This window comes from Rhizobium sp. BG4 (genome assembly GCF_016864575.1).
Classification (GTDB): Bacteria; Pseudomonadota; Alphaproteobacteria; order Rhizobiales; family Rhizobiaceae; genus Rhizobium.
This window is the reverse complement of record NZ_CP044126.1, coordinates 1,539,143-1,564,361: the sequence shown is the minus strand read 5'-3', so window position 1 is coordinate 1,564,361 and position 25,219 is coordinate 1,539,143. Positions and strand designations below refer to the sequence as shown.

General features: G+C 62.6%; 26 protein-coding genes and 1 pseudogene. 10 read left to right on the top strand and 17 right to left on the bottom strand.

Going from position 1 to position 25,219, the window contains the following annotated elements:
- Positions 1–18: 18 nt before the first annotated feature.
- The 3 genes and pseudogenes from speC to F2982_RS27430 all read right to left on the bottom strand — a co-directional run bounded on the left by speC (position 19) and on the right by F2982_RS27430 (position 5,678).
- Positions 19–2,382, bottom strand: coding sequence for an ornithine decarboxylase (gene speC / locus F2982_RS27440; protein ID WP_203430603.1), 2,364 nt, complete (start codon positions 2,380–2,382; stop codon positions 19–21).
- A pseudogene (locus F2982_RS27435) lies at positions 2,379–4,639 on the bottom strand (arginine/lysine/ornithine decarboxylase). Before F2982_RS27435 ends, speC begins: the two are co-directional and overlap by 4 nt.
- 115 nt (positions 4,640–4,754) lie before the next feature.
- Positions 4,755–5,678 (bottom strand): cation transporter, encoded by a 924-nt coding sequence (locus tag F2982_RS27430; protein WP_203431200.1) that lies wholly within the window; start codon positions 5,676–5,678, stop codon positions 4,755–4,757.
- A gap of 171 nt (positions 5,679–5,849) precedes the next feature.
- On the opposite strand from F2982_RS27430, the gene F2982_RS27425 reads away from it, so the two are divergent.
- Positions 5,850–7,208, top strand: a complete 1,359-nt coding sequence (locus F2982_RS27425) for an amino acid permease (protein ID WP_199628241.1) — start codon at positions 5,850–5,852, stop codon at positions 7,206–7,208.
- A gap of 16 nt (positions 7,209–7,224) precedes the next feature.
- On the opposite strand, the gene arcC is transcribed toward F2982_RS27425, so the two are convergent.
- From arcC to F2982_RS27400, 5 genes are all read right to left on the bottom strand, one after another.
- Complete coding sequence (arcC, locus tag F2982_RS27420; protein ID WP_203430602.1) at positions 7,225–8,163, bottom strand: carbamate kinase; 939 nt, start codon at positions 8,161–8,163, stop codon at positions 7,225–7,227.
- Positions 8,164–8,165: 2 nt separating this feature from the next.
- Complete coding sequence (locus F2982_RS27415; RefSeq protein WP_112711165.1) at positions 8,166–9,170, bottom strand: ornithine carbamoyltransferase; 1,005 nt, start codon at positions 9,168–9,170, stop codon at positions 8,166–8,168.
- Positions 9,171–9,209: 39 nt separating this feature from the next.
- On the bottom strand, positions 9,210–10,436 hold the full coding sequence (gene arcA, locus F2982_RS27410; RefSeq protein WP_130281538.1) for an arginine deiminase: 1,227 nt from the start codon (positions 10,434–10,436) through the stop codon (positions 9,210–9,212).
- 130 nt (positions 10,437–10,566) lie between these two features.
- Positions 10,567–10,773: a hypothetical protein gene (locus F2982_RS27405; protein WP_112711167.1), complete on the bottom strand. Its 207-nt coding sequence runs from the start codon at positions 10,771–10,773 to the stop codon at positions 10,567–10,569.
- A gap of 82 nt (positions 10,774–10,855) precedes the next feature.
- Positions 10,856–11,218 carry a hypothetical protein gene (locus tag F2982_RS27400; protein WP_112711168.1) on the bottom strand — a complete coding sequence of 121 codons (363 nt, stop codon included), beginning with the start codon at positions 11,216–11,218 and terminating at the stop codon, positions 10,856–10,858.
- Between the two features lie 254 nt (positions 11,219–11,472).
- Between F2982_RS27400 and F2982_RS27395 the strand changes: the two genes are divergently transcribed.
- The 3 genes from F2982_RS27395 (at position 11,473) to F2982_RS27385 (ending at position 15,167) form a co-directional block, all read left to right on the top strand.
- Positions 11,473–12,693 carry an ATP-binding protein gene (locus F2982_RS27395; protein WP_203430601.1) on the top strand — a complete coding sequence of 407 codons (1,221 nt, stop codon included), beginning with the start codon at positions 11,473–11,475 and terminating at the stop codon, positions 12,691–12,693.
- Positions 12,659–13,318 (top strand): response regulator, encoded by a 660-nt coding sequence (locus F2982_RS27390; RefSeq protein WP_203430600.1) that lies wholly within the window; start codon positions 12,659–12,661, stop codon positions 13,316–13,318. The genes F2982_RS27395 and F2982_RS27390 overlap by 35 nt, the downstream gene beginning before the upstream one ends.
- Positions 13,319–13,421: 103 nt before the next feature.
- Entirely contained in the window at positions 13,422–15,167 is a 1,746-nt protein-coding gene (locus F2982_RS27385) for a hypothetical protein (protein WP_203430599.1), read from the top strand.
- A gap of 3 nt (positions 15,168–15,170) precedes the next feature.
- Here the strand turns inward: F2982_RS27385 and F2982_RS27380 are convergent, their stop codons facing one another.
- Positions 15,171–16,118: a hypothetical protein gene (locus tag F2982_RS27380; RefSeq protein ID WP_203430598.1), complete on the bottom strand. Its 948-nt coding sequence runs from the start codon at positions 16,116–16,118 to the stop codon at positions 15,171–15,173.
- A 158-nt stretch (positions 16,119–16,276) separates the two neighbouring features.
- On the opposite strand from F2982_RS27380, the gene F2982_RS27375 reads away from it, so the two are divergent.
- On the top strand, positions 16,277–16,912 hold the full coding sequence (locus F2982_RS27375) for a helix-turn-helix domain-containing protein (RefSeq protein ID WP_203430597.1): 636 nt from the start codon (positions 16,277–16,279) through the stop codon (positions 16,910–16,912).
- Between the two features lie 37 nt (positions 16,913–16,949).
- Complete coding sequence (locus F2982_RS27370) at positions 16,950–17,297, top strand: hypothetical protein (RefSeq protein WP_203430596.1); 348 nt, start codon at positions 16,950–16,952, stop codon at positions 17,295–17,297.
- A 66-nt stretch (positions 17,298–17,363) separates the two neighbouring features.
- On the opposite strand, the gene F2982_RS27365 is transcribed toward F2982_RS27370, so the two are convergent.
- Entirely contained in the window at positions 17,364–18,950 is a 1,587-nt protein-coding gene (locus F2982_RS27365) for a methyl-accepting chemotaxis protein (protein ID WP_203430595.1), read from the bottom strand.
- Complete coding sequence (locus F2982_RS27360; protein WP_203430594.1) at positions 18,951–19,421, bottom strand: hypothetical protein; 471 nt, start codon at positions 19,419–19,421, stop codon at positions 18,951–18,953.
- 395 nt (positions 19,422–19,816) lie between these two features.
- Between F2982_RS27360 and F2982_RS27355 the strand changes: the two genes are divergently transcribed.
- The 3 genes from F2982_RS27355 (at position 19,817) to F2982_RS27345 (ending at position 20,758) form a co-directional block, all read left to right on the top strand.
- Positions 19,817–20,050, top strand: a complete 234-nt coding sequence (locus tag F2982_RS27355) for a hypothetical protein (protein WP_203430593.1) — start codon at positions 19,817–19,819, stop codon at positions 20,048–20,050.
- Positions 20,051–20,168: 118 nt separating this feature from the next.
- The gene (locus tag F2982_RS27350; protein ID WP_162708575.1) at positions 20,169–20,345 is read left to right on the top strand and encodes a hypothetical protein; all 177 of its coding nucleotides are present in this window, start codon (positions 20,169–20,171) and stop codon (positions 20,343–20,345) included.
- Between the two features lie 179 nt (positions 20,346–20,524).
- Positions 20,525–20,758 (top strand): hypothetical protein, encoded by a 234-nt coding sequence (locus F2982_RS27345; protein WP_130281556.1) that lies wholly within the window; start codon positions 20,525–20,527, stop codon positions 20,756–20,758.
- Positions 20,759–20,814: 56 nt separating this feature from the next.
- On the opposite strand, the gene F2982_RS27340 is transcribed toward F2982_RS27345, so the two are convergent.
- A complete protein-coding gene (locus F2982_RS27340; protein WP_246777618.1) occupies positions 20,815–21,774 on the bottom strand; it encodes a GGDEF domain-containing protein in 960 nt (319 codons plus the stop codon).
- Between the two features lie 145 nt (positions 21,775–21,919).
- On the opposite strand from F2982_RS27340, the gene F2982_RS27335 reads away from it, so the two are divergent.
- Positions 21,920–22,228: a BA14K family protein gene (locus F2982_RS27335; RefSeq protein WP_203430592.1), complete on the top strand. Its 309-nt coding sequence runs from the start codon at positions 21,920–21,922 to the stop codon at positions 22,226–22,228.
- Here the strand turns inward: F2982_RS27335 and F2982_RS27330 are convergent, their stop codons facing one another.
- From F2982_RS27330 to F2982_RS27310, 5 genes are all read right to left on the bottom strand, one after another.
- Positions 22,229–22,549: a YbaN family protein gene (locus F2982_RS27330; RefSeq protein WP_203431198.1), complete on the bottom strand. Its 321-nt coding sequence runs from the start codon at positions 22,547–22,549 to the stop codon at positions 22,229–22,231.
- Between the two features lie 569 nt (positions 22,550–23,118).
- Positions 23,119–23,442, bottom strand: coding sequence for a hypothetical protein (locus F2982_RS27325; RefSeq protein ID WP_203430591.1), 324 nt, complete (start codon positions 23,440–23,442; stop codon positions 23,119–23,121).
- A 75-nt stretch (positions 23,443–23,517) separates the two neighbouring features.
- Positions 23,518–24,123 carry a BA14K family protein gene (locus tag F2982_RS27320; protein WP_203430590.1) on the bottom strand — a complete coding sequence of 202 codons (606 nt, stop codon included), beginning with the start codon at positions 24,121–24,123 and terminating at the stop codon, positions 23,518–23,520.
- Positions 24,120–24,284, bottom strand: a complete 165-nt coding sequence (locus F2982_RS27315) for a hypothetical protein (protein WP_203430589.1) — start codon at positions 24,282–24,284, stop codon at positions 24,120–24,122. The genes F2982_RS27320 and F2982_RS27315 overlap by 4 nt, the downstream gene beginning before the upstream one ends.
- A 51-nt stretch (positions 24,285–24,335) precedes the next feature.
- Positions 24,336–25,199, bottom strand: a complete 864-nt coding sequence (locus tag F2982_RS27310; protein ID WP_203430588.1) for a DUF1236 domain-containing protein — start codon at positions 25,197–25,199, stop codon at positions 24,336–24,338.
- Positions 25,200–25,219: the final 20 nt, after the last annotated feature.

The window sequence follows — 25,219 nt, the reverse complement described above, 5'->3', positions numbered from 1 at the left end:
GACATCCTCCCGTCCCCGCTACTCGCGCACGACATAGGTGTAGAATTTGATCCGCCCGTCGACCCGCTCCTGGAACACGCCCTGGACCTCGTAGTTGAAGCCGGGAAAGCGGTTGAAGGATTCCTCGAAGGCCAGGAAATAGTCGCGCATCGGGCGCGCCCGCTCGTCCCAGCGCTCGCCGGGCACGATGACGCCGATACCCGGCGGATAGATCAGCGCCAGCGTCGCCGAGATGCGCCCGGCCGCCTCTGTCAGCGGCACATAATCGACATTGTTGGCGACAAGCGCCTCATAGGCGAGCTTCGGCGGGAGTGCCGGCTCCGGAAAGCTCTCGGAGCGGAAGCAGAGCCGCTGCAATTGCTTGACGCCAGCCTGGCGGTAGAAGGAGTGCATCTCCTTGCAGACCTGGCGGACCGTGTAGCCCTTGTAGCGCTCGCGATTGGCGGCGAATACCGTCGGCAGCACTTCCTGCAGCGGCGCATCGCGGTCCCAGAGGTTCTTGAACTTCACCAGCTTGGCGATCAGCGTGTTCAGCTTGCTCTCGTCCTCCGCCGGCGTCATCAGGAACAGCAGGCTGTTCAGATCGCATTTTTCCGCCACCACCCGCTGTTCGCGCAGGTAATTGGCAACGACCGTCGCCGGGATGCCGAAGTCGCGATATTCACCGGTCTTGCGATCGATCCCCGGGGTGAGCAGCGCCAGCTTGTTCGGATCGACCATCGTATAGCCGGGCGCATAGCCGGAATAGCCGTGCCATTTCGCCTCCGGATCGAAGCGCCAGCATTGCTGTTCGCGCTTCAGCACCTCGGTCGGGATATCCTCCCATCGCGTTTCCGCGAGGTCGCTGGTGTGCTTCGAGCCCGATATCGACACCTTGTCCGGCACGAAGGGATCGAAGAACCATTGCTCCTCGGCGTCGCCGGCCTTCGTCTCGTAGTGATGGACGAAGCCGCGCAGCTTCTTGCGGACCTCGATGCCGAGCTCGATGCAACGATCCCACAGCATTTCGCCAGCCTTGCCCTCGTGCACCTTGGCATTGACGTCGAGCGAGGCGAAGAGCGGATAGAAGGGTGAAGTCGAGACGTTCATCAGCAGGGATTCGTTGAACCGCTTGTGTTCGACGAACCGGCGCTGGCCGCTGATATGTTCGTCCCGCTTGTGGATTTGCGAGGCCTGCGAGAAGCCCGCTCCCTGCTTGTGCACCGACTGGGTCGAAAACAGGCCGGGCATGTCGGGCCGAAGGTCCGTCAGCCGCATCGGGCTATGTCCCTCAAACAGCGGATGGAAGGCGTTGTAGCCGATCCAGGCCTCGTCCCAGAGAACGTAATCGCAGAGATGGCCGATCTTCTCCATCACCTGGCGCACGTTGTAGATCGTGCCGTCATAGGTGCAGAGCTGGATGCAGGCGAGCCGGAACGGCCGGTCGGCGCGGGCGCGGCTCTTGTCCTGCACCAGCGGATGCGCCTCGATCCGCTGCCGCAGGGCGCCCTCGTCCCAGGCCTCCCAATCGACGGCGCCGATCATGCCGAAGGAATTGCGGGCCGTCGGCAGATAGACAGGAATGGCGCCGGCCTGCACCAGCGCGCCCTGATGCAGCGACTTGTGATTGTTGCGGTCGAACAGCACGAGATCGCCCGGCCGCAGCACGGCATTGGCGACGACCTTGTTGGAGGTGCTGGTTCCGTTCAGGATGAAATAGGTGCGGTCGGCGCCGAAGATGCGGGCCGCCTGCTTCTGTGCTTCTGCCGCGGGTCCCTCATGGATCAGGAGATCGCCGAGATCGACATCGGCATTGCAGAGGTCGTTGCGGAAGATGCTTTCGCCGAAATATTTGAAGAAAAGCTGTCCGGCCGGTGATTTCCGGTAAAACTGTCCGCCCTGATGACCGGGGCAATCGAAGGCGATATTCGCCTCGCCGTCATAGGCCATCATGCCGCCGAAGAACGGCGGCAGCAGCGACTTGCCGTAATTGTAGAGGCTTGAGATGACCTGCTTGGCATAGAAGGCTGGCGTCTGCTGGCCGAGATAGACGAACCCATCGACCTCGCCCGCCATCTCGACGACATCCATATCCGAGATCGTCAGCGTATCGGCCATTGCCCAGATCGGCGTGCGAAAGCCGATCTCCCTGACGGAGCGCAGGAAGCGCCGTGCATCGGGCAGCCTTCCGCCTTCCACGGAGCCGACATAGGCACCCACCGAGGCATCCTCGGAAACATCGGCGGAATAGTCGTCGCGCAGCTCCACCTCGAAATTCTCGGCCACTATCTGCGCGACCAGCTCCTGCACCTGCGGATTGCCGCCATCGGCGACGATCACCACCTTCAGCATCTTGTGGAAGGGGATGGCGACGGTCGGAGACTTCACATCGCGCGGGATCATTGTTCCGGTCCTTCTGCAATGCAGTCGACGAGATAGCGCCGGCCACCATCGGCAGGTGCAAAGCGCAGGCCGTGGATATCGGTCTCGAAGCCCGGGAACTTGCGGTCGAATTCACGCGCATAGAGCAGATAGTCCTGGATCGACTTGGTCGCTGGCGTGATGCGCTCGCCGGGCATGATCAGCGGAATGCCGGGCGGATAGGGAACGATCATCACCGCAAGCATGCGGTTCATGAGATCGTCGATCTCGACGCTCTCGATCTTGCCCTTGACCAGCCGGTCATAGGCATCGGCGGGCCTCAGCGCCATATCGGGCAGCACCGTATACATCTCGCGCTGCGCCTTCGGCACGTCGTCCTTGCGATAGACCGCATGGATCTGTTCGCAAAGATCCCTGAGACCCCTCTTGCCATAGGCTTCCGGATGGGCGGCGGCGAGCGCCGGCAGCGCCCGCGTCAGCGGCGCATTGGCGTCGTAGAGATCCTTGAAATTGATGAGCTCGGTGACGAGCGTGCTCCACTTGCCCTTCGTGATCCCCATCGAGAACAGTACGAGGAAGGAATAGAGCCCGGTCTTCTCGATCTCGATCCGGCGGGACGAAAGGAACTTAGTGACGACGGCGGCCGGTATGCCGTGTTCCTGCATGGCGCCGCTGGCGGAAAGGCCGGGCGACAGGATGGTGACCTTGATCGGATCGACCATCACATGGTTTTCGGCGAGCCCCGCAAACCCATGCCACGCTTCGCCGGGCCTCAGCACCCATTCGGCGTGATTGTCGCTCGGCGTATGTTCGGCAACGGTCGGTTCCCAGACCTTGAACCACCAGCCTGCCGCCGTCTGCGTCCTCACCGAATGCATGGCGCGGCGGAAGCTGATCGCCTCGTCGATCGTCTCCTGCACCAGCGCCCGGCCCGCCGGCTGCTCCATCATCGCGGCGGCGACGTCGCAGGAGGCGATGATGCCATATTGCGGCGAGGTCGAGGTGTGCATCATGAAGGCTTCGTTGAAGCGCGTCACGTCGAGACGCTTGTTCTCGGCGTGCTGGATATGGATCATCGAGGCCTGCGAGAGTGCCGCCAGCAGCTTATGGGTCGAATGCGTGGCAAAGGTGATGGCGCTCTTCGAGCGGGCCGGCTGCGTCGACGAGATGCCGTGGAAGCCGTCGTAGAACTCGTGGAAATTCGCATAGGCATACCAGGCCTCGTCGAAATGCAGCACCTCGACCGAATCCCGAGCGACTCCTTGATGGCATCGACATTATAGCAGAGCCCGTCATAGGTCGAGTTGGTGATGACCATCAGCCGCACCTTGCCGCTCGTCTGACCGGCGAAGGGGCTGGCCGCGATCTTGCGGGCGATGGCTTCGGGGGTGAATTGATCCTTGGAAATCGGCCCGATGATACCGAGGCCATTGCGCGACGGCGTCAGATAGATCGGCGTCGCGCCGGTCATGATCAGCGAATGCAGGATCGACTTGTGGCAATTGCGGTCGCAGAGCACGAGATCGCCGCGGCCGACCATGCCATGCCAGACGATCTTGTTCGCGGTCGATGTGCCGCCGACGACGAAGAGCGTTTCGTCGGTGCCGAAGATGCGTGCCGCATTCCGCTCGCCCTCGGCGATCGGCCCGACATGATCGAGCAGCGAGCCGACGCTGCCGACCGACACCGAAATATCGGATCGCAGGGTGTTCTCGCCGAAGAAGGAGTAGAAGAGCTGCCCGACCGGGCTCTTGCGGAAGGCAACGCCGCCGCCGTGACCCGGCGTATGCCAGGAATAGGCGCCCTCGAGCGTGTATTCCATCAGCGCCTTGAACATCGGCGGCGGCAACCGGTCGAGATAGGTGCGTGCCGCCTGCACGATGGCGCGGGCCATGAACTCCGCGGAATCCTCGAAAAGCCGCATGAAGGCATTGGCGTGCCTGAGCACCGCCGTCGGAACGTCCTCGGCCGTCGTGTCGTCACCGAACAGGAAGATCGGCAGCCGGTCGTTCTTCTGGCGCTTGGCGCTCAGAACCTCCTCCAGCACCCGCCAGCGCGTCGTCCGGTCCTCGGCACCATCAACGGAGACGAGCCAGCAGGATTCGGTATTGAACACATGCACGAGACGGCGGGCATCGTCGTAGGAAATGCCCGAGACGATACGGAAGCCCTCCCGCTCGATCGCCGCCGCGAGATCGCGCATGCCGCGCCCGGCCGCGCTCTTGCCGTCAAAGTCCTCGTCGATAACGGCTACCGGAAATGCCTGTTGGAATTCCATGCGCCCCTCCAAAGCCTGGACGGCTGAGCTATTTCGCCATGGGAGGAGATCGTACACACCGGGGGATGAGCGTCGTTGATTGCAATCAAGACGCGACCGAAAGAGGCCGGTGGTTCTATTCGGCCCATTCCGTATCGGCGGTAAAGGCAATCGTCAGCCAGCGGTTGGCGCTTTCATCGCCGATCGCATCGCCGATCTCGTCGCGCAGCGCATCCCACTGCTCGATCGTCCTGGCAGGCAAGCCTTCGGGCACGATGAAATAGAGCTCGATCTGCGTCGCCCGCCCGACGCGCGCGACATAGGCGCGATGGGAAAGGAAGCCGAGCCGCTGCACGATCTCCAAAGCCACCCGATCGACATGGTCTTTCAGGTCGACCGGAGCGATCAGCAGGATTTCGGTCAGCGCCCGCCGCACCGTGCCGATCGGAAGCGGGATCATGACGAGGCAGACGAGTGCGAGCACGGCCGGATCCAGATAGGCGGCAATCCAGGCAATCGCCGTCGCCTGCACCGCCATGCCGGCGAGGAACGCAATCAATAGCGCAAGGGCGATGCCGCCCGACATGATCCAGGCCTTGATGTCGAGCGAAACGAAATCGGATTTGATGCGCCGGTTCAGCCTGATGCCTGAAAACGCCATGATGGCGCAGACGACCACCGTCGAGGCAGAATAGAAGACCGCCATGCCGAAATGCAGCTCGTGTCCACCGTTCAGGATGCTGATGATGGCGCTGATCAGCGCGTAGACACCGACCGTCATCAGCAGGCAGCCGTTCAGCATGAGCACGATCGGCTCCAGATGCCAGAAACCCATGGTGAAGCGGTTGCGGATACGGCCGGAGCGGGCGTCGCTCTTCGTCGAGTCGATGATCAGGCTGGAGACCCAGAGCGCCAGTCCGGTCATCGCCGCGTCGGCCAGCGAATAGACACCATCGAAGGCGATCGAGAACGATCCTGAGAGAATGCCGAAGACCACGCCGAGCGTGGCGACGACGACGGTGGCCGCGATCGAAATTCTGAGAAACCCCTGCTCGCCCATCCCCTTCAGTCCTCCGGACCAGATCACTGTTGCGCTTACTATAGAGGCTAGCCCGCCCGCGGCGACTACGCATTGATCCGAATTGCGGGCGCCAATTTTTGCAACGACAATCGCGCCTCGAAGGCAAAACCCCTTGGGCCATCAGCTCAAGCGGAGCTCGGGAGGGACGGCATGACCAGCTCATCTGACGGCAAAAGCCTCGGACTCGCCGCCTGCACCGCGATCGTCGTCGGCAACATGGTGGGCTCCGGCTTCTATCTCTCGCCGGCCGCAGTCGCCCCCTACGGCAATCTCGCCATCCTTGTCTGGATCATCATGGGCGCCGGCGCCATCTGCCTCGGCCTGACGTTTGCGCGCCTGGCGAGCCTCGTTCCGGCGGTTGGCGGACCCTATGCCTATACCCGTCTCGCCTATGGTGATTTTGCCGGCTTCCTGATCGCCTGGGGCTACTGGATCTCGATCTGGACATCGCTCCCCGTCATCGCCATCGCCTTTACCGGCGTCATCGTCGACCTGTTCCCGGCGCTCGGCAATCGCGTGACGGCGACGATCCTGACACTCGGGGTGATCTGGACGATCGTGCTCGTCAATCTGCGCGGCGTTCACGCCGCCGGTCTCTTCGCCCAGGTGACGACCTATGCCAAGCTGCTGCCCTTCGGCGCCGTCGCCATCATCGGCCTCCTCTTCATCGACACCTCGCATTTCGCCGACTTCAACCCGAGCGGCCAACCACTGCTGCAGTCGATCGCGACGCTCGCGCCACTGACGATGTTTGCCTATCTCGGCCTGGAATCGGCGACCGTTCCTGCCGGCGACGTCCAGAATGCCGAGCAGACCATTCCGCGCTCGACCGTGCTCGGCATTTCCATCGCCGCCATTCTCTATGTGCTCGGCACCATCGTGGTGATGGGGCTGGTGCCGCGCGAACAGCTGATCCATTCCGTCGCGCCGTTCTCGCAGGCAGCCGGCATCATGTGGGGACGCCCGGGCGAGCTGGCGATCTCGCTTGCGGTCCTGCTCTCGTCGATCGGGGCGCTGAACGGCTGGACGCTGCTGATGGGCCAGGTTCCGATGGCCGCCGCCCGCGATGGCCTGTTCCCGCCGCTCTTCTCGCGGCTCTCCTCCCGCGGCGTCCCGGCCTGGGGCATGATGGTCTCGGCCTCCCTCGCGACGATCCTGGTGCTGGTCCAGGCGATCGGTTCGGAGGGCTTTGCGGCTGCCTACAAGCTGATGGTCGGCTTGAGCACCATGGCGGCCGTCGTTCCCTATGCCTTCTGCGCCCTTGCCGGAAGCCTCGTGGCCGGCGCGACGCAGGGGCGAATGCCGCGTGTCACGGTGATCGAGCTCATCGCCTTCATCTTCGCGATCTTCACGCTCTATGGCTCGGGCGCCGAGCCGGTGCTCTACGGCCTCGTCCTGCTGATGCTCGGCATCCCCGTCTACGTCTGGCAACGGCGCAATGGCCGCGAAACCGTCAGCCAAACGAAAACGGCGCCAGGTGCAGCAACGCACCCCGCCGTTTCCGGATAGTCTCTCGCTGACGCTATCAGCCGTGCCAGGTTAGACCGGCAAAGCCCGTATTGATGATCGTTCCGCGATCGCCGCGCACCATCCCAGCGATATCAGCCAGCGATCCGATGGCGGCCGTCTTGCCGCTGGTGCGGGCAAAGTGACTGGCGGCCTCCACCTTCGGCCCCATGGAACCGGCAGGGAAAGAAAACTGCTCAAGATCATCGGGGCGAACCCGATGGATCGCCTTCTGCGAGGGCTTGCCCCAATCGATACAGACGGCTTCGGCATCGGTTGCCATGACCAGGAGATCGGCGCGCAGCTCGCGCGCCAGGAGCTCGGAGCAGAGATCCTTATCGATGACGGCCTCGACGCCGATCAGTTTGCGATCGGCGCCCTTCTCGTACATCGTCGGAATACCGCCGCCGCCGGCGCAGATGACGATCGTGCGCTGCTCCAGAAGCCAGCGGATCGGCCGGATCTCGAAGATGCGCTTCGGAGCCGGCGAGGCGACGACCCGCCGCCATTTGTCGCCATCCTGCTTGAAGACCCAGCCCTTCTCCCCACGGATGCGGTCCGCCTCGCCCTTGTCATAGACCGGCCCCACGAACTTTGTCGGGTTCTGGAAGCCGGGATCGCCGGCGTTCACCTCGACCATCGTCAGCAGCGTTGCAAGCGGCTGCTCGAAGGGAAGGAGATTGCCGAGCTCCTGCTCCAGCATATAGCCGATCATACCCTCGGTCTCGGCGCCGAGAACGTCGAGCGGATAGGCTTCCTCCGGCTTGTAGGCCGCCCCCTGCAGGGCGAGCAGCCCCACTTGCGGGCCATTCCCGTGAGTGATCACCACCTCATGTTCGGCGGCGAGCGGCGCGATGGCCTGAGCCGCGACGCGGGCGTTGCGCCGCTGGGTGTCCGCGGTCATGGCTTCCCCGCGCCGGAGAAGCGCATTGCCGCCGAGTGCTATGACGACACGCATGCTCAATCCCCCAGGGTCGCGACGAGCAGGGCCTTGATCGTGTGCAGGCGGTTTTCCGCCTGTTCGAAGGCAACGTTCGCCTCGGACTCGAAGACATCGTTGGTGACTTCAACCCCGTTGGTCATGCCGTAATCCTCGGCGATCTGCTTGCCGAGTGTGGTTTCGGTATCGTGGAATGCCGGCAGGCAATGCATGAACTTGGTCTGCGAATTGCCCGACGCCTTCATAAGATCCGTATTGACCTGATAGGGCGTCAACAGCTTGATGCGTTCGCGCCAGACCTCCTTCGGCTCACCCATCGAGACCCAGACGTCGGTATGGATGAAATCCACGCCTTTGACGGCCTCCTTGGGATCCTCGGTGACCAGCAGCTTGGCGCCCGAGGCCTGCTGAAGATCCTTGGCGATCTTCATATATTCCTCCGACGGCCACAGCGACCTCGGCCCGCAAATGCGTACATCCATGCCGAGCAGGCAGCCGACGATCAGCAGCGAATGCCCCATATTCGAGCGGGTATCGCCGACATAGGCATATTTGATATCGGCGATCGGCTTGTCGCTATGTTCGCGCATGGTCATGACGTCGGCGAGCATCTGGGTCGGATGATACTCATCCGTCAGGCCGTTATAGACGGGTACGCCGGCATAGCGTGCCAGCGTCTCGACACCGTGCTGCGCCGCGCCGCGATATTCGATCGCGTCATACATGCGGCCGAGAACACGCGCCGTATCCTTGAAGGATTCCTTGTGGCCGATCTGCGAGCCGGACGGGTCGAGATAGGTGACGTTCGCACCCTGATCGGAGCAGGCCACCTCGAAGGCGCATCGCGTCCGCGTCGAGGTCTTCTCGAAGATCAGGCAGATCTCCTTGCCCTTCAGGTGCTGCTGTTCGGTCCGGGCATATTTCGCCCGCTTCAGATCCCGGGCGAGATCGAGAAGATAGCGGAATTCCCGCGAGGTATAATCCTGCACGGTCAGAAGCGAACGATTACGCAGATTGAAGCTCATGGTCTTGCTCCGTCGGTCTGTTCGTGGATGAAGAGGTCATTAGGCCGGGTCGCGCCAGATCGGGCATGTCATGCAATGCCCGCCGCCACGCCCGCGCCCGAGTTCGGCGCCGCGTATGGTGATGACCTCGACACCGGCCTTGCGCAGAAGCGTGTTGGTGTAGGTGTTGCGGTCATAGGCGACGACGACGCCGGGCTCGAGGGCGACGACATTGTTGCCGTCGTCCCATTGCTCGCGCTCGGCCTGATAGGAATTGCCACCCGTCTCGACGACGCGCAGCTTCGGCACCTCAAGCACCTCGGCGACGACATCGAGCATCGGCCGATTTTCGGGGCGAATCTCGAAAGTGCCGTCGTCGCCCTTCGGATACATGCTGTAGCAGCGGATCTGATCGACGACTTCGGCAAACAGCGTGACGACATCGCGGTCGCAGAAGCTGAAGACCGTATCGAGATGCATCGCCGCCCGGCTTTTCGGCATCAGGCAGCCGATGACGCGCTTGGCGGCCTTGCTGCGAAACAGCGCCTGGGCCACCTGGCCGACGGCCTGATAGGTGGTGCGCTCACCCATGCCGATCAGCACGGTGCCATTGCCGATCGGCATCACATCGCCGCCTTCGAGCGAGGCATTGGCAAACTGATCGTCCGAATCCCCCCACCAGATCTGGAAATTGGCACCCTTGAAGAAGGGGTGGAACTTGTAGATCACCCGCTGCAGCAGGGTCTCGGCGCGGCGTGCCGGCCAGAACATCGGATTGCAGGTGACGCCGCCATAGATCCAGCAGGAGGGGTCGCGCTGGAACAGCGTGTTCGGGATCGGCGGGATGACGAAGTCGCTCGCCGGCAATGCACTGAGCATCAGGGCCTTCGCCTTCACATCGGGCAGATCGGAGATCGCGATGCCGCCGATCATGACGGCGGCGAGCTGGGTGGCCGGCATTTCGTCCAGCCAGGGCCGCATCGCCTCGGCGACCTGCGAACCGATGACATTCGGCGTGATGCGACGGTCCAGCACGAAGGCGCGTGCCTGCTCGTTGGCAAGCGTCTGCGCGAGCAGGTCATGGAGTTCGAGAACCTCGACACCGCGCTCCTGCATCTTCAGGACCATGTCATAGTGGTCCTTCTGAGCCTCGTGCACCCAGAGCACATCGTCGAAGAGCAGGTCATGGCAATTTGCCGGCGTCAGCCGTTGATGTGCGAGCGATGGTCTGCAGACCATGACGGTTCTGAGCTTTCCCACCTCAGAATGAACACCGAAACCACGCATGCGGGTCCTCCTTCCAGCCATCGGGATGGCGGCCGCGCCGCCGGTTTCTTGCCGTCAGTCTATTTTTGCCGGGCACCACGGTCATTGATCGCAGACAAGCCAGACCGGCTTTTGCTGATCCTGACAGTCCTCAGTGCAGTTCGGACGTGTCGGCGCGGCGAAGCTGCCAGGTGCGCCAGTGCGTCGGGTGGACATCGAGGATCTCGCCCGTCAGCGCATTCGCCCAGCCGCCGGGCAGCCGCTGGCAGGGAAAGACCAGAGCATGAATGCCGTCGTCATCGAGGACGGCAAGCTCGATATCTTCTTCGAACGGAGCTTCGACGACCAACCGCCACATCACCGACCCTCCCGACGATGTATGCGCGTCGACCGGACGGAGGCCGTTGTTTCCGCCTACCCCGTTGCCGGACGGCAATCGCTCAATCGATGTAGAAAACCATGTTGCCGTTACGGGCACGCCATGCCCAGAGAATCTGGCTGGGCGACACCTTCTTCGCCTTCAGCTGATCGACGAGCCACTTGTTGGAGCGGATCGCCGAGCGGATCTGCGCCACCTGCTCCGCGCTTCCCGGCGACGGATGGTGGCCTGTCTCCTCCTGCATGCGATAGCTGACGACGGTGAAGCGCTTGTTGTGAAAAGTCTTGATCGACGCCGGCAGATTGTCTCCCCAGTTCATCCGCCGGTATTCCTTGCGGGTCTGTGTCGAGGTCTGCTGCGCGGCGGCGGGCACGACGATCGACGCCGCACTCAAAATGGCGATGGCAAGGGCAAACTTCCTCATGTTCCTGCTCCTCAGGTGGCGTGAACCCATGCAGCCCAGAGTAACGGAGCAAAGGCGCAAAGGCATTGAGCCGGATCAATGGTCGAGAGGCTGAACGAGGGCCGCGTGCATGGCTGAAAGGCCTGCGGGGTAAGACCAATAGAGGCTACGCGATGCTACATCTATCCGTCAGAGAAGAAGAGTAGTCTCGCGCCATCGTTGAATGGGAGAGCCGCCGGGACACCTGTCCCAAATCGTAGGACGAGGGGAATATCATGGCTACCAGCACGAAGGCATTGGACATTGCCGATCGCGGGTCCGTCGCCCCTCACCTCTCGAGGAAGCCTCTGTTTGCGGAGACGCTCGCCCAGAAGCAGATGGACCGCCCGCCCCCTGGCGGCCCGTCTGCGGATTGGCTGCGAAACCTCTACGGCCATGTTCCCGACGCCGTCTTCGTCATCACATCCTGCCATCGGATCTCCGCCTGCAATGCCGCCGCAATCGCCCTGCTCGGTTACCAGGAAGATGAACTGATCGGCCAGAAGATCGACTTCGTCTGGTCATCGACGCCGGGCGTCCGGCTCAAGGCCCGCTGGGCAAGCCAGGGCCCCATGCGCGCCGGTATTGCAAGCGCCAAGGACGGCGCGCAGTTTCCCGCTGCGCTGACCATCGTTCGCGAACAGGGCTTTGCGGCCGCAATCCTCGAGGACTTCCGCACCGAGCATGAGACGCTGCAGCAGGTTCGCGAGCTTCAGAGCGAAATGGCACGCCTCGCGCGAACGGTTGCGCTCGGCGACATGACGCCGGCGCTTGCCCATGAGCTCTCGCAGCCGCTCTCCTCGATCCTCGCCTATTCGCAGGGTTGCGGGCATTTGGTGAGCGAAGACGGCTGCGAATTCGCGGCACTCAAGGAAGCCTTGGCCGAAATCACCCAGCATGCGCTCTGGGCCGGGACGATCGTGCAAAGCATCCGCGAGTTCGCTGGCCGCGGCGCCGGCGAGAAGCGGTTGGAATCCATGCATGCGCTGATCCGCGAAGCCGCAGCACTCGCCCTTAGCGGCCTGGCGCGGAAGGATCTCCGGGTCGATTTCCAGCTCGATGCAAAGAGTGACGCCGTCATTGCCGATCGCGTGCAGATCACCCAGGTGCTGACGAACCTGTTGCGCAATGCCGCGGAAGCTGCCGACGGAGTTCAGGAGCCCGAGATTACCGTGACGACACGGACCAGCGATCGCAGGCGTCTCGTCGTCGAGGTCTCGGACAACGGCTGCGGCATCGCGGCCGAAATCGAGACGATGCTGTTTCATCCCTTCGTGACCAGCAAGCCACGCGGCCTCGGCATGGGGCTGGCGCTCTCCAAGCGGATCATCGAGGCCCATGGCGGGCGCATTACGGCCCGGCGGGGATTGCAGGGCGGCTCGGTACTTTCCTTCTCGCTACCCATCGTGGAGATCGGCCAGAATGGCAAACGACCTTACGATCCATCTCGTCGATGACGAGGAGGCACTCAGGCGGTCCCTGACCTTCATGCTTGTTTCCGCCGGCTTTGCGGTACGTACGCATAGTTGCGCGCGTGCCTTTCTCGATCTGCTGCCCCTCTCCGGAAGAAGCTGCCTGGTGACGGATCTGCGCATGCCCGGTATGGATGGCATCGAGCTGATCGGCCAACTGCATCAGTTCCGCATGGATATCCCCACAATCGTCATCACCGGGCAGGGCGACATTGCAGCCGCCGTTCAGGCAATGAAAGCCGGCGCTGTCGACTTCCTCGAAAAGCCGGTGAAGGAAGAGGCGCTGATAGCAGCCATTCATGCGGCGACTGGACAGGCACGTCCAAGCCGCGCAACGCAGGGACCCGACAGCGTCACCGCCAGGCTGGCGCAACTGACCACCCGCGAGCATCAGGTTCTCGTCGGCGTGCTCGATGGCCTGCAGAACAAGATGATCGCCTATCACCTCGGCATCAGCGCCCGCACGGTCGAGGTCCATCGCGCCAATGTCCTGGCCAAGATGGGCGCGCGCAATCTGGCGGAATTGATGCGCATGGTCATCGCGACCGGCGTGGCCGCCTATCCCCTCGAAGGCCGCAAGGCGACGCCAGCCAACGGCTGGCCGAACTAGCGCAAGCAACTCCGAAAGCAAATCTTGCAACCAGCGGCATGTGCGATATGATGCCTTAGACAATGCTTAAGTAATTGCATGATCTTGCGTTGTAGGGGCGATCATGACGAGTGCAAGAGCGACTGCCTATAGCCGTCTTGGGCCGACGGCTGACGAAATCTGCGAGCAGGTCGAACGAATTCTCGCCAGCGAGGAATTCCACGCGGCCAAGCGCGGGCGAAGCTTTCTGGAATTCGTCGTCAACGAGACGCTGGCCGGACGGTCGGAATTTCTCAAGGCCTTTACAATCGCCAATGTGGTCTTCGGCCGGGAAGCCTCCTTCGACCCGCAGAACGATCCCGTTGTGCGCATCGAAGCCGGCCGGATCCGCAAGGCGCTCGAGCGCTACTATCTGGTGGCCGGACGCTCGGACAGCGTGATCGTCACCGTCCCCAAAGGCGGATATGTCCCGCATTTCGAATATGCCACGAGCGCTCCGGCGCCGCTGCCGGTCAAGCAGTCTGAACGGGCGCTGCCGCCTCAACACGAGAGCCGCGAGAAGCCGGTTTCCGGCAGTACGCATCCGGTAAGGCTCACCCTTCTTCATCTCGGAGCATGCGTCGCGGCGCTGCTGGTGCTCTTCGCCGCCGTGCTCGCATTTCTTCTGCCCGCACGGCCGAATGCACAGGCCGCCACCGCAAGCCCGAAGGTGATGGTCGAACTCTTCGCCGAGGCCGACCGCGACGACACGCGCTCCGATATCGCCCGTGGCCTCCGGGACGACGTCATCGGCCAGCTGGCACGGTCCCGCGGCATCGTGGTCGTGGCGGATACGCTGCGTGACGACAGTATCGCCGGTGCCGATTTCACGCTCCAGGGCAATGTCCAGCTGGATGGAAACAGATTGCGCGCCGCGGTCCGGCTCGTGCGCCAACAGGATGGCGCGGTCATCTGGGCCAACAATTTCGATGCCAACCTCGGCGTCCAGAACAAGCTCGCGGTGCAGGGCCAGATCGCGCAACAGATTGCCGGCGCCATCGCCGAGCCTTTCAACGCCGAGGGCATGGCCCCGACCGCGCAGAGAGGCGATCAGAGCACCTATGCCTGCACGCTCGCCTATTACAGCTACCGGCAAAATGTCACCGCCACCAGCCACAGCGTTGCACGCAACTGCCTGCAGAATGCGACCCAGCGCTATCAGGACAATGCCACGTCCTGGGCGCAGCTCTCGATGATCTATCTCGACGAAATCCGGTTTCGCTACAAGCTCGGCACCCCGGCCTCGCCGGATGCCTTGCGGATGGCAAGCAATGCGGTGAACCGCGCTGCCGTGCTGGCCCCGTCAAGCCCGCGTACGCTGCAGGCGCTGATGATGGTGAGCTTCTTCCGCGGGGATGTCGACAGGGCGCTGCAAGCCGGAACTGCAGCCTATGCGGCAAACCCCGACGATGTCGAAGTCGCCGGTGAATATGGCATCCGCTTGGCGATGTCCGGCAAGTGGCAGACCGGCTGCGAGCTGCTGTCGATCGCGCTCAACCGGGGCATCGGTTCGAAAGGCTATTACGAGGCCGGCATGGCGCTCTGCCAGCTGATGAGGGGCGATGTCGCCGATGCCGAGCAGTGGTCGCGCAAGTCCGATCTCGAAGCCAATCCCATGCACCATCTCGTGCTGCTCTCCATTCTCGGCGCCGCGGGAAAGACGGACGAAGCGCGGCAGGAGACCGATTGGCTGACCCTCCACGCACCGGGGCTGATGCGCAACATCGACGGTGAAATTTCGCTTCGCCTGCAGCGGCCGGAAGACCGGGAACGGTTCTTCAGCGGCCTACGCGCGGCAGGTGTCGATCCGGCAGCGATACCCTCGCAATAGCACTCACGACTGCGGGCGCAGACCGTTGAGCTTGCCGCTGCCGGAAATCTCCGTGACGATATCGGCCGCGATGTCATCCTCGATGTCGAGGATCGCCTGGCCATCGAGATTCCGGTCATATTGATTGGCCCATATCACCGCACCATTGGAAACGTTGATCAGCCGCACATGCAGCCGCAGGACCGTGCCCTCGACAAGCGCCCCGCCTTGCAGGCTGAGAAGCAGCCCGCCACCGTCCAGACCAGCGCGGCCGGGCGCAAGCACCACGATATCGGTAACCTTCGTCAGCCGGGCGATCACCTGATCGGTCAGGCCCTTCGCCAAGTCCTCGCCGCGCGCCGTGCCGCCGAGCGCATCGAAGGGCTCGACGGCAATCCGGATACTGGCCGCCGTCGTCGATGCGGTCGAGAACGGCGAGGTCTTCGGTGGAGAGAGATAGGCCTCAAGCGGGCGGATGAGCGCCAGAACGGCCATCACGCCAAAGAATGTCGGTACGCCGATCGGCAGCAGCAACTGGCGCAAGCGGAGCGGAGGCTCGCCATCATGGCTCTGCGCCTTCGAGCTGCCCGGCAAGCTCATCATATTGTCGTCATTGCCTGAGAACTGCGGCGAATAGCTGCCCTTGGGGATGGTGACCCGGATCGGGTCCTGGCTGCCACAGACGAGATAGTAGCGCTCCAGCGCGCGGCGGATGCGCCCCGCCTCGATGCGGACCACGGGATCGCTCTGCGCATCGAAGGATGCGTTGCGTCCGAACACCGCCTGCGCGATCGTATAGGCTTTCAGCTGGGCGCTGCGCCCTTCCAGCGTTTCCTCGACGATGTATTGCAGGAAGCGCCGCCCGCGCTCGGGCGCATGGAATTCCGGGCTCGCGAGGATCCGCTCAAGCTGCGCACGGATGCCTTCGGGGTTCCCGGGTGCGCGGTCTTCCCCTCCGTCTACAGATGACATCGAGATCTCCGCCATATCTCCGTATCGCCTTCATCAAGGGGCATAGCCTTATACACCCACCGCGCATTCCGGGCTTCCGTAGCAATACGTAAGGGGTTTCTCGAATACCGGAGCGAGCCGCCTTTCCCTATTCTGCGGGTCGAGATGGGGGTGATGCCATGCTTCATGACCAGACGATCGGAGACTATGCAGCGGGCGGGCGGCACTACCCGCCTGCGCCAGCGAGAGATCAGTCGATCCGGCTAAGGCCCGACGAAACGATCTATAGCGAAGGCGAGCACGCCCGCGCGATCTATCAGGTCGAAACCGGCGCCGTCAGGATCTATCGCCTGACGCCGAGCGGCCAGCGCTACATCCTGTCCTTCTGCGGCAAGGGCGAATGGTTCGGCCTCGAAACCGGCAATGTCAGGACGGATTTCGCAGAGGCCGTGTGCGAGACGTCGATACGCCCCTTTCGCGCCAGCCAGAGTACCGCCGCGCCCATCGACCTGCTGCATATCGCGCTGACCAACCTGGCCAAGGCGCAGCACAAGCAGCTGGTCATCACCGAACAGAGCGCGCTGAAACGGGTCGCGGCCTTCGTCTTCGAAATGGCCGAGCGCCATCCGGGCGCCCGCGAGTTCGACATGATGATGTCGCGCAGCGATATCGCCGACTATCTCGGCCTGACGGTGGAGACAGTCGCCCGCTGCTTCACGAAGCTCCGTGAAAAGCATGTCCTTTGCCTGAACGGCAAACTGCAACGCATCGTCCGTCTTCTGGACCGGGATGCACTCATCGCCTTGACGGTCTAGCCCGCCGTATCCGGGCATTTGAAGAAAGGGATTACCTATGACGCCCGCATCCCGCCATCTCTCCCGCCAATCGGCCTGCACGCTGCTCGCCGGCCTTCTTGCACTCGCCGCCCTGCCGATCTCGACGGCGCGAGCGGAGGACAATCCCTTCGGAAAATTCCCCGTGCTGATCCAGTGCAAGCAGAACGACACCTACCACGCCTTCTACATATCGCGCGTCTCCAAGGACGGCGTCGCGACCTATGTCGCCTCCGAGCGGATCGGCGGCACAATCACCCTTGGCGGCGAGGCCAAGGCCATCGGCAGCAATGCGGCCGGCACCTGTGTCGGCAAGACGCTGGCGGAACTTCGCGCTGACGGTCAGGCCTTTGATCTGAAGCAATAGGCATAGAGCGCCGAATGACAAAAGCCCGCCAGAGGCGGGCTTTCCTGTTTTGCTACCACGCGGCCATCAGGCCGCCTTGCGCTTGGCCTGACCCTGCTCGCCGGAGAAGCCGGACATCAAACCTTCGAGGATCGTCGCCTCATGGGCCAGTGCGTCGGTAGCGCTGAGCGACTGCTGGACCATCGTTGTGTTCTGCGCCGTCAGGCTATCGATCTGCACGATGATCGTATCGAGCTCGGCAAGCCCGGCCGCCTGCTCCCGCGCGCCTGAAATGATCGTTTCGATATGCCGGCTGATCTCGGCAACCTCAGCCGCGATATGGCCGAGCGCGTCGCCGGTCTGGTCGACCAGCGCGACACCCTGCTTCACGTGATCACCCGAAGCGGTGATCAGCTGCTTGATCTCCTTGGCGGCGTTTGCGGAACGCTGCGCCAATTCCCGCACCTCCTGGGCAACGACCGCGAAGCCCTTGCCAGCCTCGCCCGCACGGGCGGCCTCGACACCGGCATTAAGAGCCAGAAGGTTGGTCTGGAATGCAATTTCGTCGATGACGCCGATGATCTGGCCGATTTCTTCGGAGCTCTTCTCGATGCGGTCCATGGCGCCGACGGCGCTGGTGACGATGCCCGCCGAGCGCTCAGCCGCTTCCTTGGCGTGGCTGACGAGACCGCCGACCTTCTCGGCGACCGTTCCCGTCTGGCCGACGGTGCCACGGACATGGGCAACTGCATTCGTCGCGCCTGCAATCGAGCCTGCCTGGCGCTCCGAACGCTCGGAGAGTTCGCCCGCCGCGGCGTTGAGATCACCGGCCTCGCGGCGAACCCGCTGCGTGACCTGGCTTGCCTGGGTGATGACGGCTTCGAGATTGTTGGCCGACTGATTGAACGAGAGCCTGAGATTGTCGAGCTCACCGGCAAAACGGCCATCGATACGGGTTCCCAGATATCCGTCCGACAGCTTTTCGAGCGCGCCTCTGAGGACGCGGATGGCGTGATCCGTTTCCTCGGCGGCGATCCGCTTTTCCGCCTCGCGCTCGGCGCGCTCCGCATCGGCCAGCCGGTCGGCGGCCTGGGCGCGCTCGCGCGTCTCGCGTTCGCTGGTGCTGGCGTTGTTGGCGGCGTCGAGCGCTCCCTCGGCGGAGACGAATGCGTTGGAGATCGAGCTCGTCAGCGAGATCAGCGCCGCCGACTGAATGGCGACGATCGCCGCATGGAGCAGTACGCGGCCGAAATCGGAGGCTCCCGGGAAGACCAGCGCGGGGGCAACCAGATAGAGCAGCGTGTGGTGAATGATGGTAATGCCGCCAAAGGCGACGACAGCGCGCCAATCGAGCCAGGCCGCGCAGATCGCCAGAACGGCGAAGAAATACATATGTATGTCCGACTGGAGGATCGAACCCTCGAAGGCATAGACGATCATCGCCACATTGACGGCGTGAGCCATGGACGTCACGAGCCGCGTCACCGGCCCGGTGCGATCCTGCAACCAGCAGACCGAAGTCATCGCCAAGACTGCAGCGCAGACGATGAAAGCCGTCCAGTCGAAACCATTGCCGCGCAGCACCGGCACCAGAATGGCGATGCCGGCATTGATCCAGAGGAGCCCAAAAATGACGGGCGAGACACGCAGCCGGAAGGCATGAAGCGAGTTCATTCAGGTATCCTTTTGGAGGCAGCCCACGGCAAGGGCGTGATTGAGAACGAGAAAGGCGCCGGCAGCGCTCAGTTTGCGAACGAAATCCGGCGCGCTCGAATGCGCAACGGCAATCCAGCCGAAACGTCCCGGCGCGACGAAGGACCCGCCTGCCCTGCCGATCAGCTCGACGACCTGACCTTCAGACTGTCCGGGCTTGCCGACAACGAGCACGAATCCACCGCGCGGCATCGCCAGGGCAAATGCCAGCAACGCCAGGAAAATCGTCCCATAGACGCAAACAGCAAGCAATCCGCGTCGGCCGAGCGAGGCATCGTGATAGCGCGCGTTCGAGAGGGTTGGCGTTGGCATCTTGGTTCGGATGATCGTATCTGATTGCTGGCCGGTGCCGCCTGCGGGGTTGCAAATGGCGGAGTGAAGGTGTGGATCGACATGGCCAAAAACGCCGGCCGCACTGCTGCCGAACCACAACCATTCACGACAATTATTCTAAATAAGGTAGTATTAATTTAGCGTTTACGCTACTTGCAAGTATTGCGAGGTATCAGCCGCGGTTACATCAATAATACTATCGCTATACGTGCTTTCGGGCGTATCTACTAAACCCACCGGCTGAATGCGACTATCGTGCCGCCGCCTGCCTCGCGCACTTGCACAACTCGTCCCTGGTCTGCGATCCGCCTCAATCAGCCGGCCCCGGTTGCCAATTCGTGCAAATCAGTTCACGCTAATCTTCATCCAATATTTGCGAGGACGTGACGATGATAACCTTGTCCGCAATCTCTGCAGTTTTGGCCCTCGCCGTCGTGTTGTGTTTCATGGCGATCGCCCCGATTGAAGCCGACGACCGGTAGCCGGCGCCGCCTTTGAGCGATATTTCCAGGCCGTTTGTCACCGAAGACGATCCTGACCGACCCATCCGATGCCAGGATGCCTTGCAGCTTGCATTCCGCGAACTGGTGGACCACGCCGTCGATAGCGGCTGGAAGGAAGCCGAAGTGCTCGCCGGATTGCGGGAACTGGCCGAGCACCAATCCCTGGCGCTTTCCTCAAGCGAGAGAACCGAGGCCCTACTGCGCGCCTTGAAACAGCTCACGTAAGCCTCACGGCGGCCGGAGAAGCCCTGTCACGCCGGCGTCACGCGACACATCGGACCCTTTGTGGTTGGATAATGCCAGAGAGCTAGTGATCCTCTTTTTTGTTGCGAGTGAGGAAGAGATGGCAAACAGACGCGCAAACAGCGTGCGTGTTCCAAGACCGACGTTCCGCCAGCGGCCGAAGGCCCCGGTCAAGAACGTCCCGCCGACACGCAGACCCGACAACGATAGCGAGACAGAGGTTCTCTACGACCTCCTGGATTATCTTGCCGAGGACGAGGACGCCCTGGCCGCTTGATCGCGCCGGAGGCTGGCCAGGCGTACAAGCGCCTACTCTCGCTAATGTATGAACGGTGGGGGCAGAAAGATAATCAGCCATTCACCACTGTTCGAAAGTATATCAGCACATTCTGACAAGACGGATTGATTTTTGCTGCCGGAGCCCGTTCTCTTGGAGAGCAATAGGGTGGGTGGCGTATGCAGAGATATCAGGTTCAACATCTCGAGAACGGAAGCTGGGCAGTCATCGACGGCAAGGATGGCCGCGCCATCGACGAACACGCCGGGCAGCCGGCGAGAACGAGATTACAGGCGCAGGCCCTGGCCGATTTTCGCAATGGCATCAGCACCCCGGTCCATGAGCGCACGGCATCCCGCCTGCAAAAGCTGCGCCTCGCCTGGGGCATGATCACCGCAAAGCGCACCGCCTGAGCGGCGCTGCCCTCTCGGCAATTGTCTAGAATGTCTTCCTTGGAACAGGACCGGATTTACGCCGCGTCGAGATCGCCCGCCGGGCGGTGGGCGACGAAGCGGTTTCGGCCGGAGGTCTTGGCGCGATACATCGCCTTGTCCGCCTCTTCGTAGAGAGAAGCCGACGTCGATCCGGGGCTCGCCCAAGCGATACCGACGGATGCTCCGAGCATGATGCCGTCGCCGGTATCCCATTGCAGGGCGGCAACGATGCGTGCCGCGGCAGCTTCGATCTGGTGGATGGAGGCGCCGTTGTAGATGACGGCGAACTCGTCGCCGCCGACCCGCGATACCAGGTCGGCGTTCTCCGCCGCAGCGCTCAGCCGGTTTGCCGTTTCGACCAGGCAGACATCGCCCGTCTGATGCCCGAGGATATCATTGACGCGTTTGAAGCCGTCGAGATCGACGAGCAGCAGCGCGCAGCCTGTTTCCGAGGCGCAGAGACCGCCAAGGCGTTCATGAAAGCGGAACCGGTTCGCGAGTCCGGTCAGGTGGTCGAAATCCGCGCGGCGGCGGATTTCTTCGAGCAGCATCACCTCTGCCGTTACATCCTGTTTCAGGCCCGAGACACGGACGGGCCGGCCGTCCTCGCATTCGACGGTCGCGGTAATCCTGATCCAGCGGCGGTTACCCTTGCGGGTGACGATCTCCGCATCGAGCGAGAAGCCGCCCTGCTGCTCGATCGCATCGCTGCGCAGCCGCTGAAGTTCGAGGAGAGCGGCGGGAGAATACATGGCAACGATCTCGCTTCGCACGAGCGGCGTGCCCGGTTCGATATCGAAGAGTTCGTAGACCATGTCGGTCCAGGAGAGACGCTCATCGGCGAGATTGCATTCCCATACGCCGATGCGGGCGGCCTTCGAGCAGCGGTCGAAGACCTGCTTGAGGTGATGAACGTCGTTGGCCAGTTCCAGCCTGTTGATGTTGCGATCGTCCGAGCGGCTTCCGATCTTCTTCACCAGGGACGACAGCAGCATCACATTCCTCTATCCGCAATTGTCTGGCACAGCCTGACACAGATTCATTGACGCCCCGTTATCCCTCGGCAGCGCTCACGCGATCGTGGCTGGAACAAAATCGCCAGCCTCTCCGTTCATTTGCGATAGGTGAATGGAGTGGCAAATGAAGCCGGCAAGGAAAATTCTGACAGCATGCGCCGTGACTGCGGTCATTGCCCTGTCGGGCGCGCCTTCCGCCTTTGCTTTCAGGATTTCTCCTCCGGCAACGGCAGGCAGTTCCGACAACAACGCCGCGGTAGCGGCTTACTCCTCTGGGACGAGCAAGGCGGCGGAGCCGGAGAGCTGGCTGCTCTCTCCTGCCGAGATCGCGCATATCAAATGGTGCGCGCAGCGCTTCCCATCCTATAACCCGACCGACAACACCTATACGGGTCCGCAGGGCAAGGACGTCACCTGCCATTCGCCGGGCTGATCACGGCCGCGGCCGGGACAGGACGAATGCGGCGCAGGCGAGCAGCGCAAGCCCGACTGCGACAGCAGGGATCGGCGACGGGTGCGACGTTGCAAAGAAGATCGCATAGCCCGAGGCCATGCCGAAAACAGCGAGCAGCTTCGACGAGTGTGAAATCGCGCCGCTGTCGCGCCAGTCCCTGAGCGGCGCGCCGAACCGGCTGTTGATCAGCTTTGCTTCGAGCCTCGGCGAGGACCGGGCGAAGCACCAGGCGGCAATGATCAGGAAGATCGTCGTCGGCATCAACGGCAGAAACGCGCCGATAATGCCGAGCGCCACCATCACCAGGCCAAGCCCAATATAGGCGGCTTTGACAACCGGATTGCGCCGCGGCGCGGCAGTCTGACTTTGATCATCGGGCAAATTGCAGGCACTCCAGCGCACCCTCGATCCGGGTGCCGATGCCTTCGTCGGGAAATTCGGGATGATTGTAAAGGGGCGCACCGGACGCAGCAGCCCTAAAAGGGAAAAGGCCGGGCGAATTCTCGCACCGACCTCCCATCATCGCCGTCAGCCGGTGCCAGTACATCCGTGGTCACCTGCGAAGCGATTTCATAGGCTTACTCTATGCCGATGCAGCGGCTTTGCAAGCGCTTGATGCTACCAATTTTGGTCAGGCAGGAGTTCCCGGAGAATGCGGTTCCGGCGGCAGCCGATCTCATAACAGAAAATGCTCAATAAGCGCCGGTTATTGGAGCCTGAATGTTTTCAAAAGAGCGGCTGAACGGCGATTATGAACTCGCCGACAAGCATCGAGGCCACTCCTCCCGGCCTTCGTCGGCGGTTCCCTCTGGAGGTTTTCGAACTCTCCCATTTGGGCCATCCACGGATGGCCCTATTTTTTGCCGGCACTAGTGCAGGACGACCAGCTGCTCGGACCATTTGTGCGACAGCCTGAGATCGTCGAGCACGACCAGCAGCTTCTCGAATTCCACCATGATCGATCGGAATTCCTTGGCATCAGCTTCGACGATGCCGCGGGCCTGGGAGGACACAGCTTCGATGAGGCGCAGCATCCAGCCGCAGCGGCGGTCGGGCAGATCGCCCAGCACGTCCCGGCGGTAGTCTTCCAGATAGCGGTGGATATGCGCAACCAGCATGCGCTTGTCGGCTGGCGTCAGCGACGGCACGCTTTCGCTGGCGGCCTGGATAGCGGTAATGACCGGAATCGACATCTGCTACTCCCGTGGTTGGGCCACAGATGTATTCGCCGGACCGGATGGGCACCACGGCACAAAGTCTGATGCGGGTCAATTTATCGCGGTGACCACATCCTGAGACGGCGGCTGACATTGCCGGCGCGGCCCGTCGAAAGGTTGGTAGCTGTTGTCTTCCGCACGGTAGGACTGGTAGCGCGCCGCGCACCAGGATGCAGCCGCCTGGCCTTCGACAGCGCTGGGGCTGGCTGTCGCGGCAGTCTGCGTCACAGCCTCTCCGCTGCCAGCCTGCTCCGAATAGGGCGAGGTGCAACTGCGCATCTCGCCGCTGAAGGCGCGGTAGCTGTTGGTCGCGGGATCGTAGGAACGGTAGCGCTGCGAGCACCAGTTGAGGTGCTCTGCCGGCAAGGCCGGCTCCACTGCTGCAGCCACCACCGGCGCGGAATCCGGCTTGCGCGACGCGACGCTGATCTTCGGCGCATCGGTGACATAGCTCGAATAGACGGGTGCAACGCGCTGGTAATTCTGCTTGCCAGGATCGACGCGAACCGGGCTCGTCGTCCAAAGATCCGGCGCCGAGAGATCGGCGAGCTGATGCGTTTCCGATTCCGCCATGACGATCGAAGCCACGGATGCCGCCGCGATACAGCCGGCGACCGATGTCACGATACCGAATGTCAGTGATGCGACCGCGTTCATTTGCCAAGCTCCCGCTGTTCGACCGGAACGAATACCCTGCCCTGCTTCTCATCGCCGCGATCGACATTCGAAAGCAGAACGAGGGTGCAGCCGGCCATCGCCATCAGGATGGCGACGATCGGAAGAACGGCGCTTGCCGATTTTGGTTCCCCGTAGATCATCCGTCTCTCCCTAAGAAAAACCGGTGGCGCGAACGCCACCGGTTCAGGCCGTCAGGCCGTGATGATGTAGACAATCGTGTAGGCCGTCGGATCGACGATGACGATCCGTCCATCGGCCAGGATGAAGAAGCGGTAGGTTTCGTACTGCGGTACGATCTTGATGATCCGCGGCGGCAGCGGCTCCAGCCGGATCTTCTTCGGGATCGCGGTACCGACCGAGACCGTGAAATTCACTTCGCGAACCGGTTCGACATGCACTTCCTTGACGACCTGCCGGATCTCCGTCTGCTGTTCGACCGAGATGTTGACGTTGGTCGTCTTGTTGACGGTCGTATTGTTTTCGACATTGGTCTTGCTGTTGGTCTGCGTCTCGGTCGAGCCGGACGGCTTCGTGGCATCACCGGATTTCTGCGCATCGCTGCCGGACTTTTGGGTCTCGGATGACGTGCCACTCTCCTGCGAACCGGATTTCTGGGTTTCGGTCGATGGCTTGGAGCCGTCAGTGCCCGAGGTGCCGCTGGGCTTCATGCCGCCGCCCTGCGCGGCACCATTGCCAGAAGCGTCCGGCTTCGTCTCACTGCCGGATTGGGCCGGCGCCGTGCCGCCTTCTGTCGAGGTGTCGGGCTGAACCTGCGCCTTGCCGCCAGCACCGTCAGTCGATGTGGAACCATCCGATCCCGCGGCCGGCTGCTGTGTCTGCTCGCCGCCGGTTGCTGCACCGGCACCGGGCTGCGAGCCCTGAGCACCGCCACTGGCATCCGGCTGCTGCTGAGTGGCGCCACCGGACTGATCGGTCTGGGCTGCACCCTTCTTTTTGATGATCGGGGCATCCTGGGCCGAGGCGGACATGATGCCGACGGGCGATACACCGATCGACAGGGCCGTCATCAGGACGGCAAGGGTCTTGGTTTTCATGACAATCTCTCTGAGTTCGG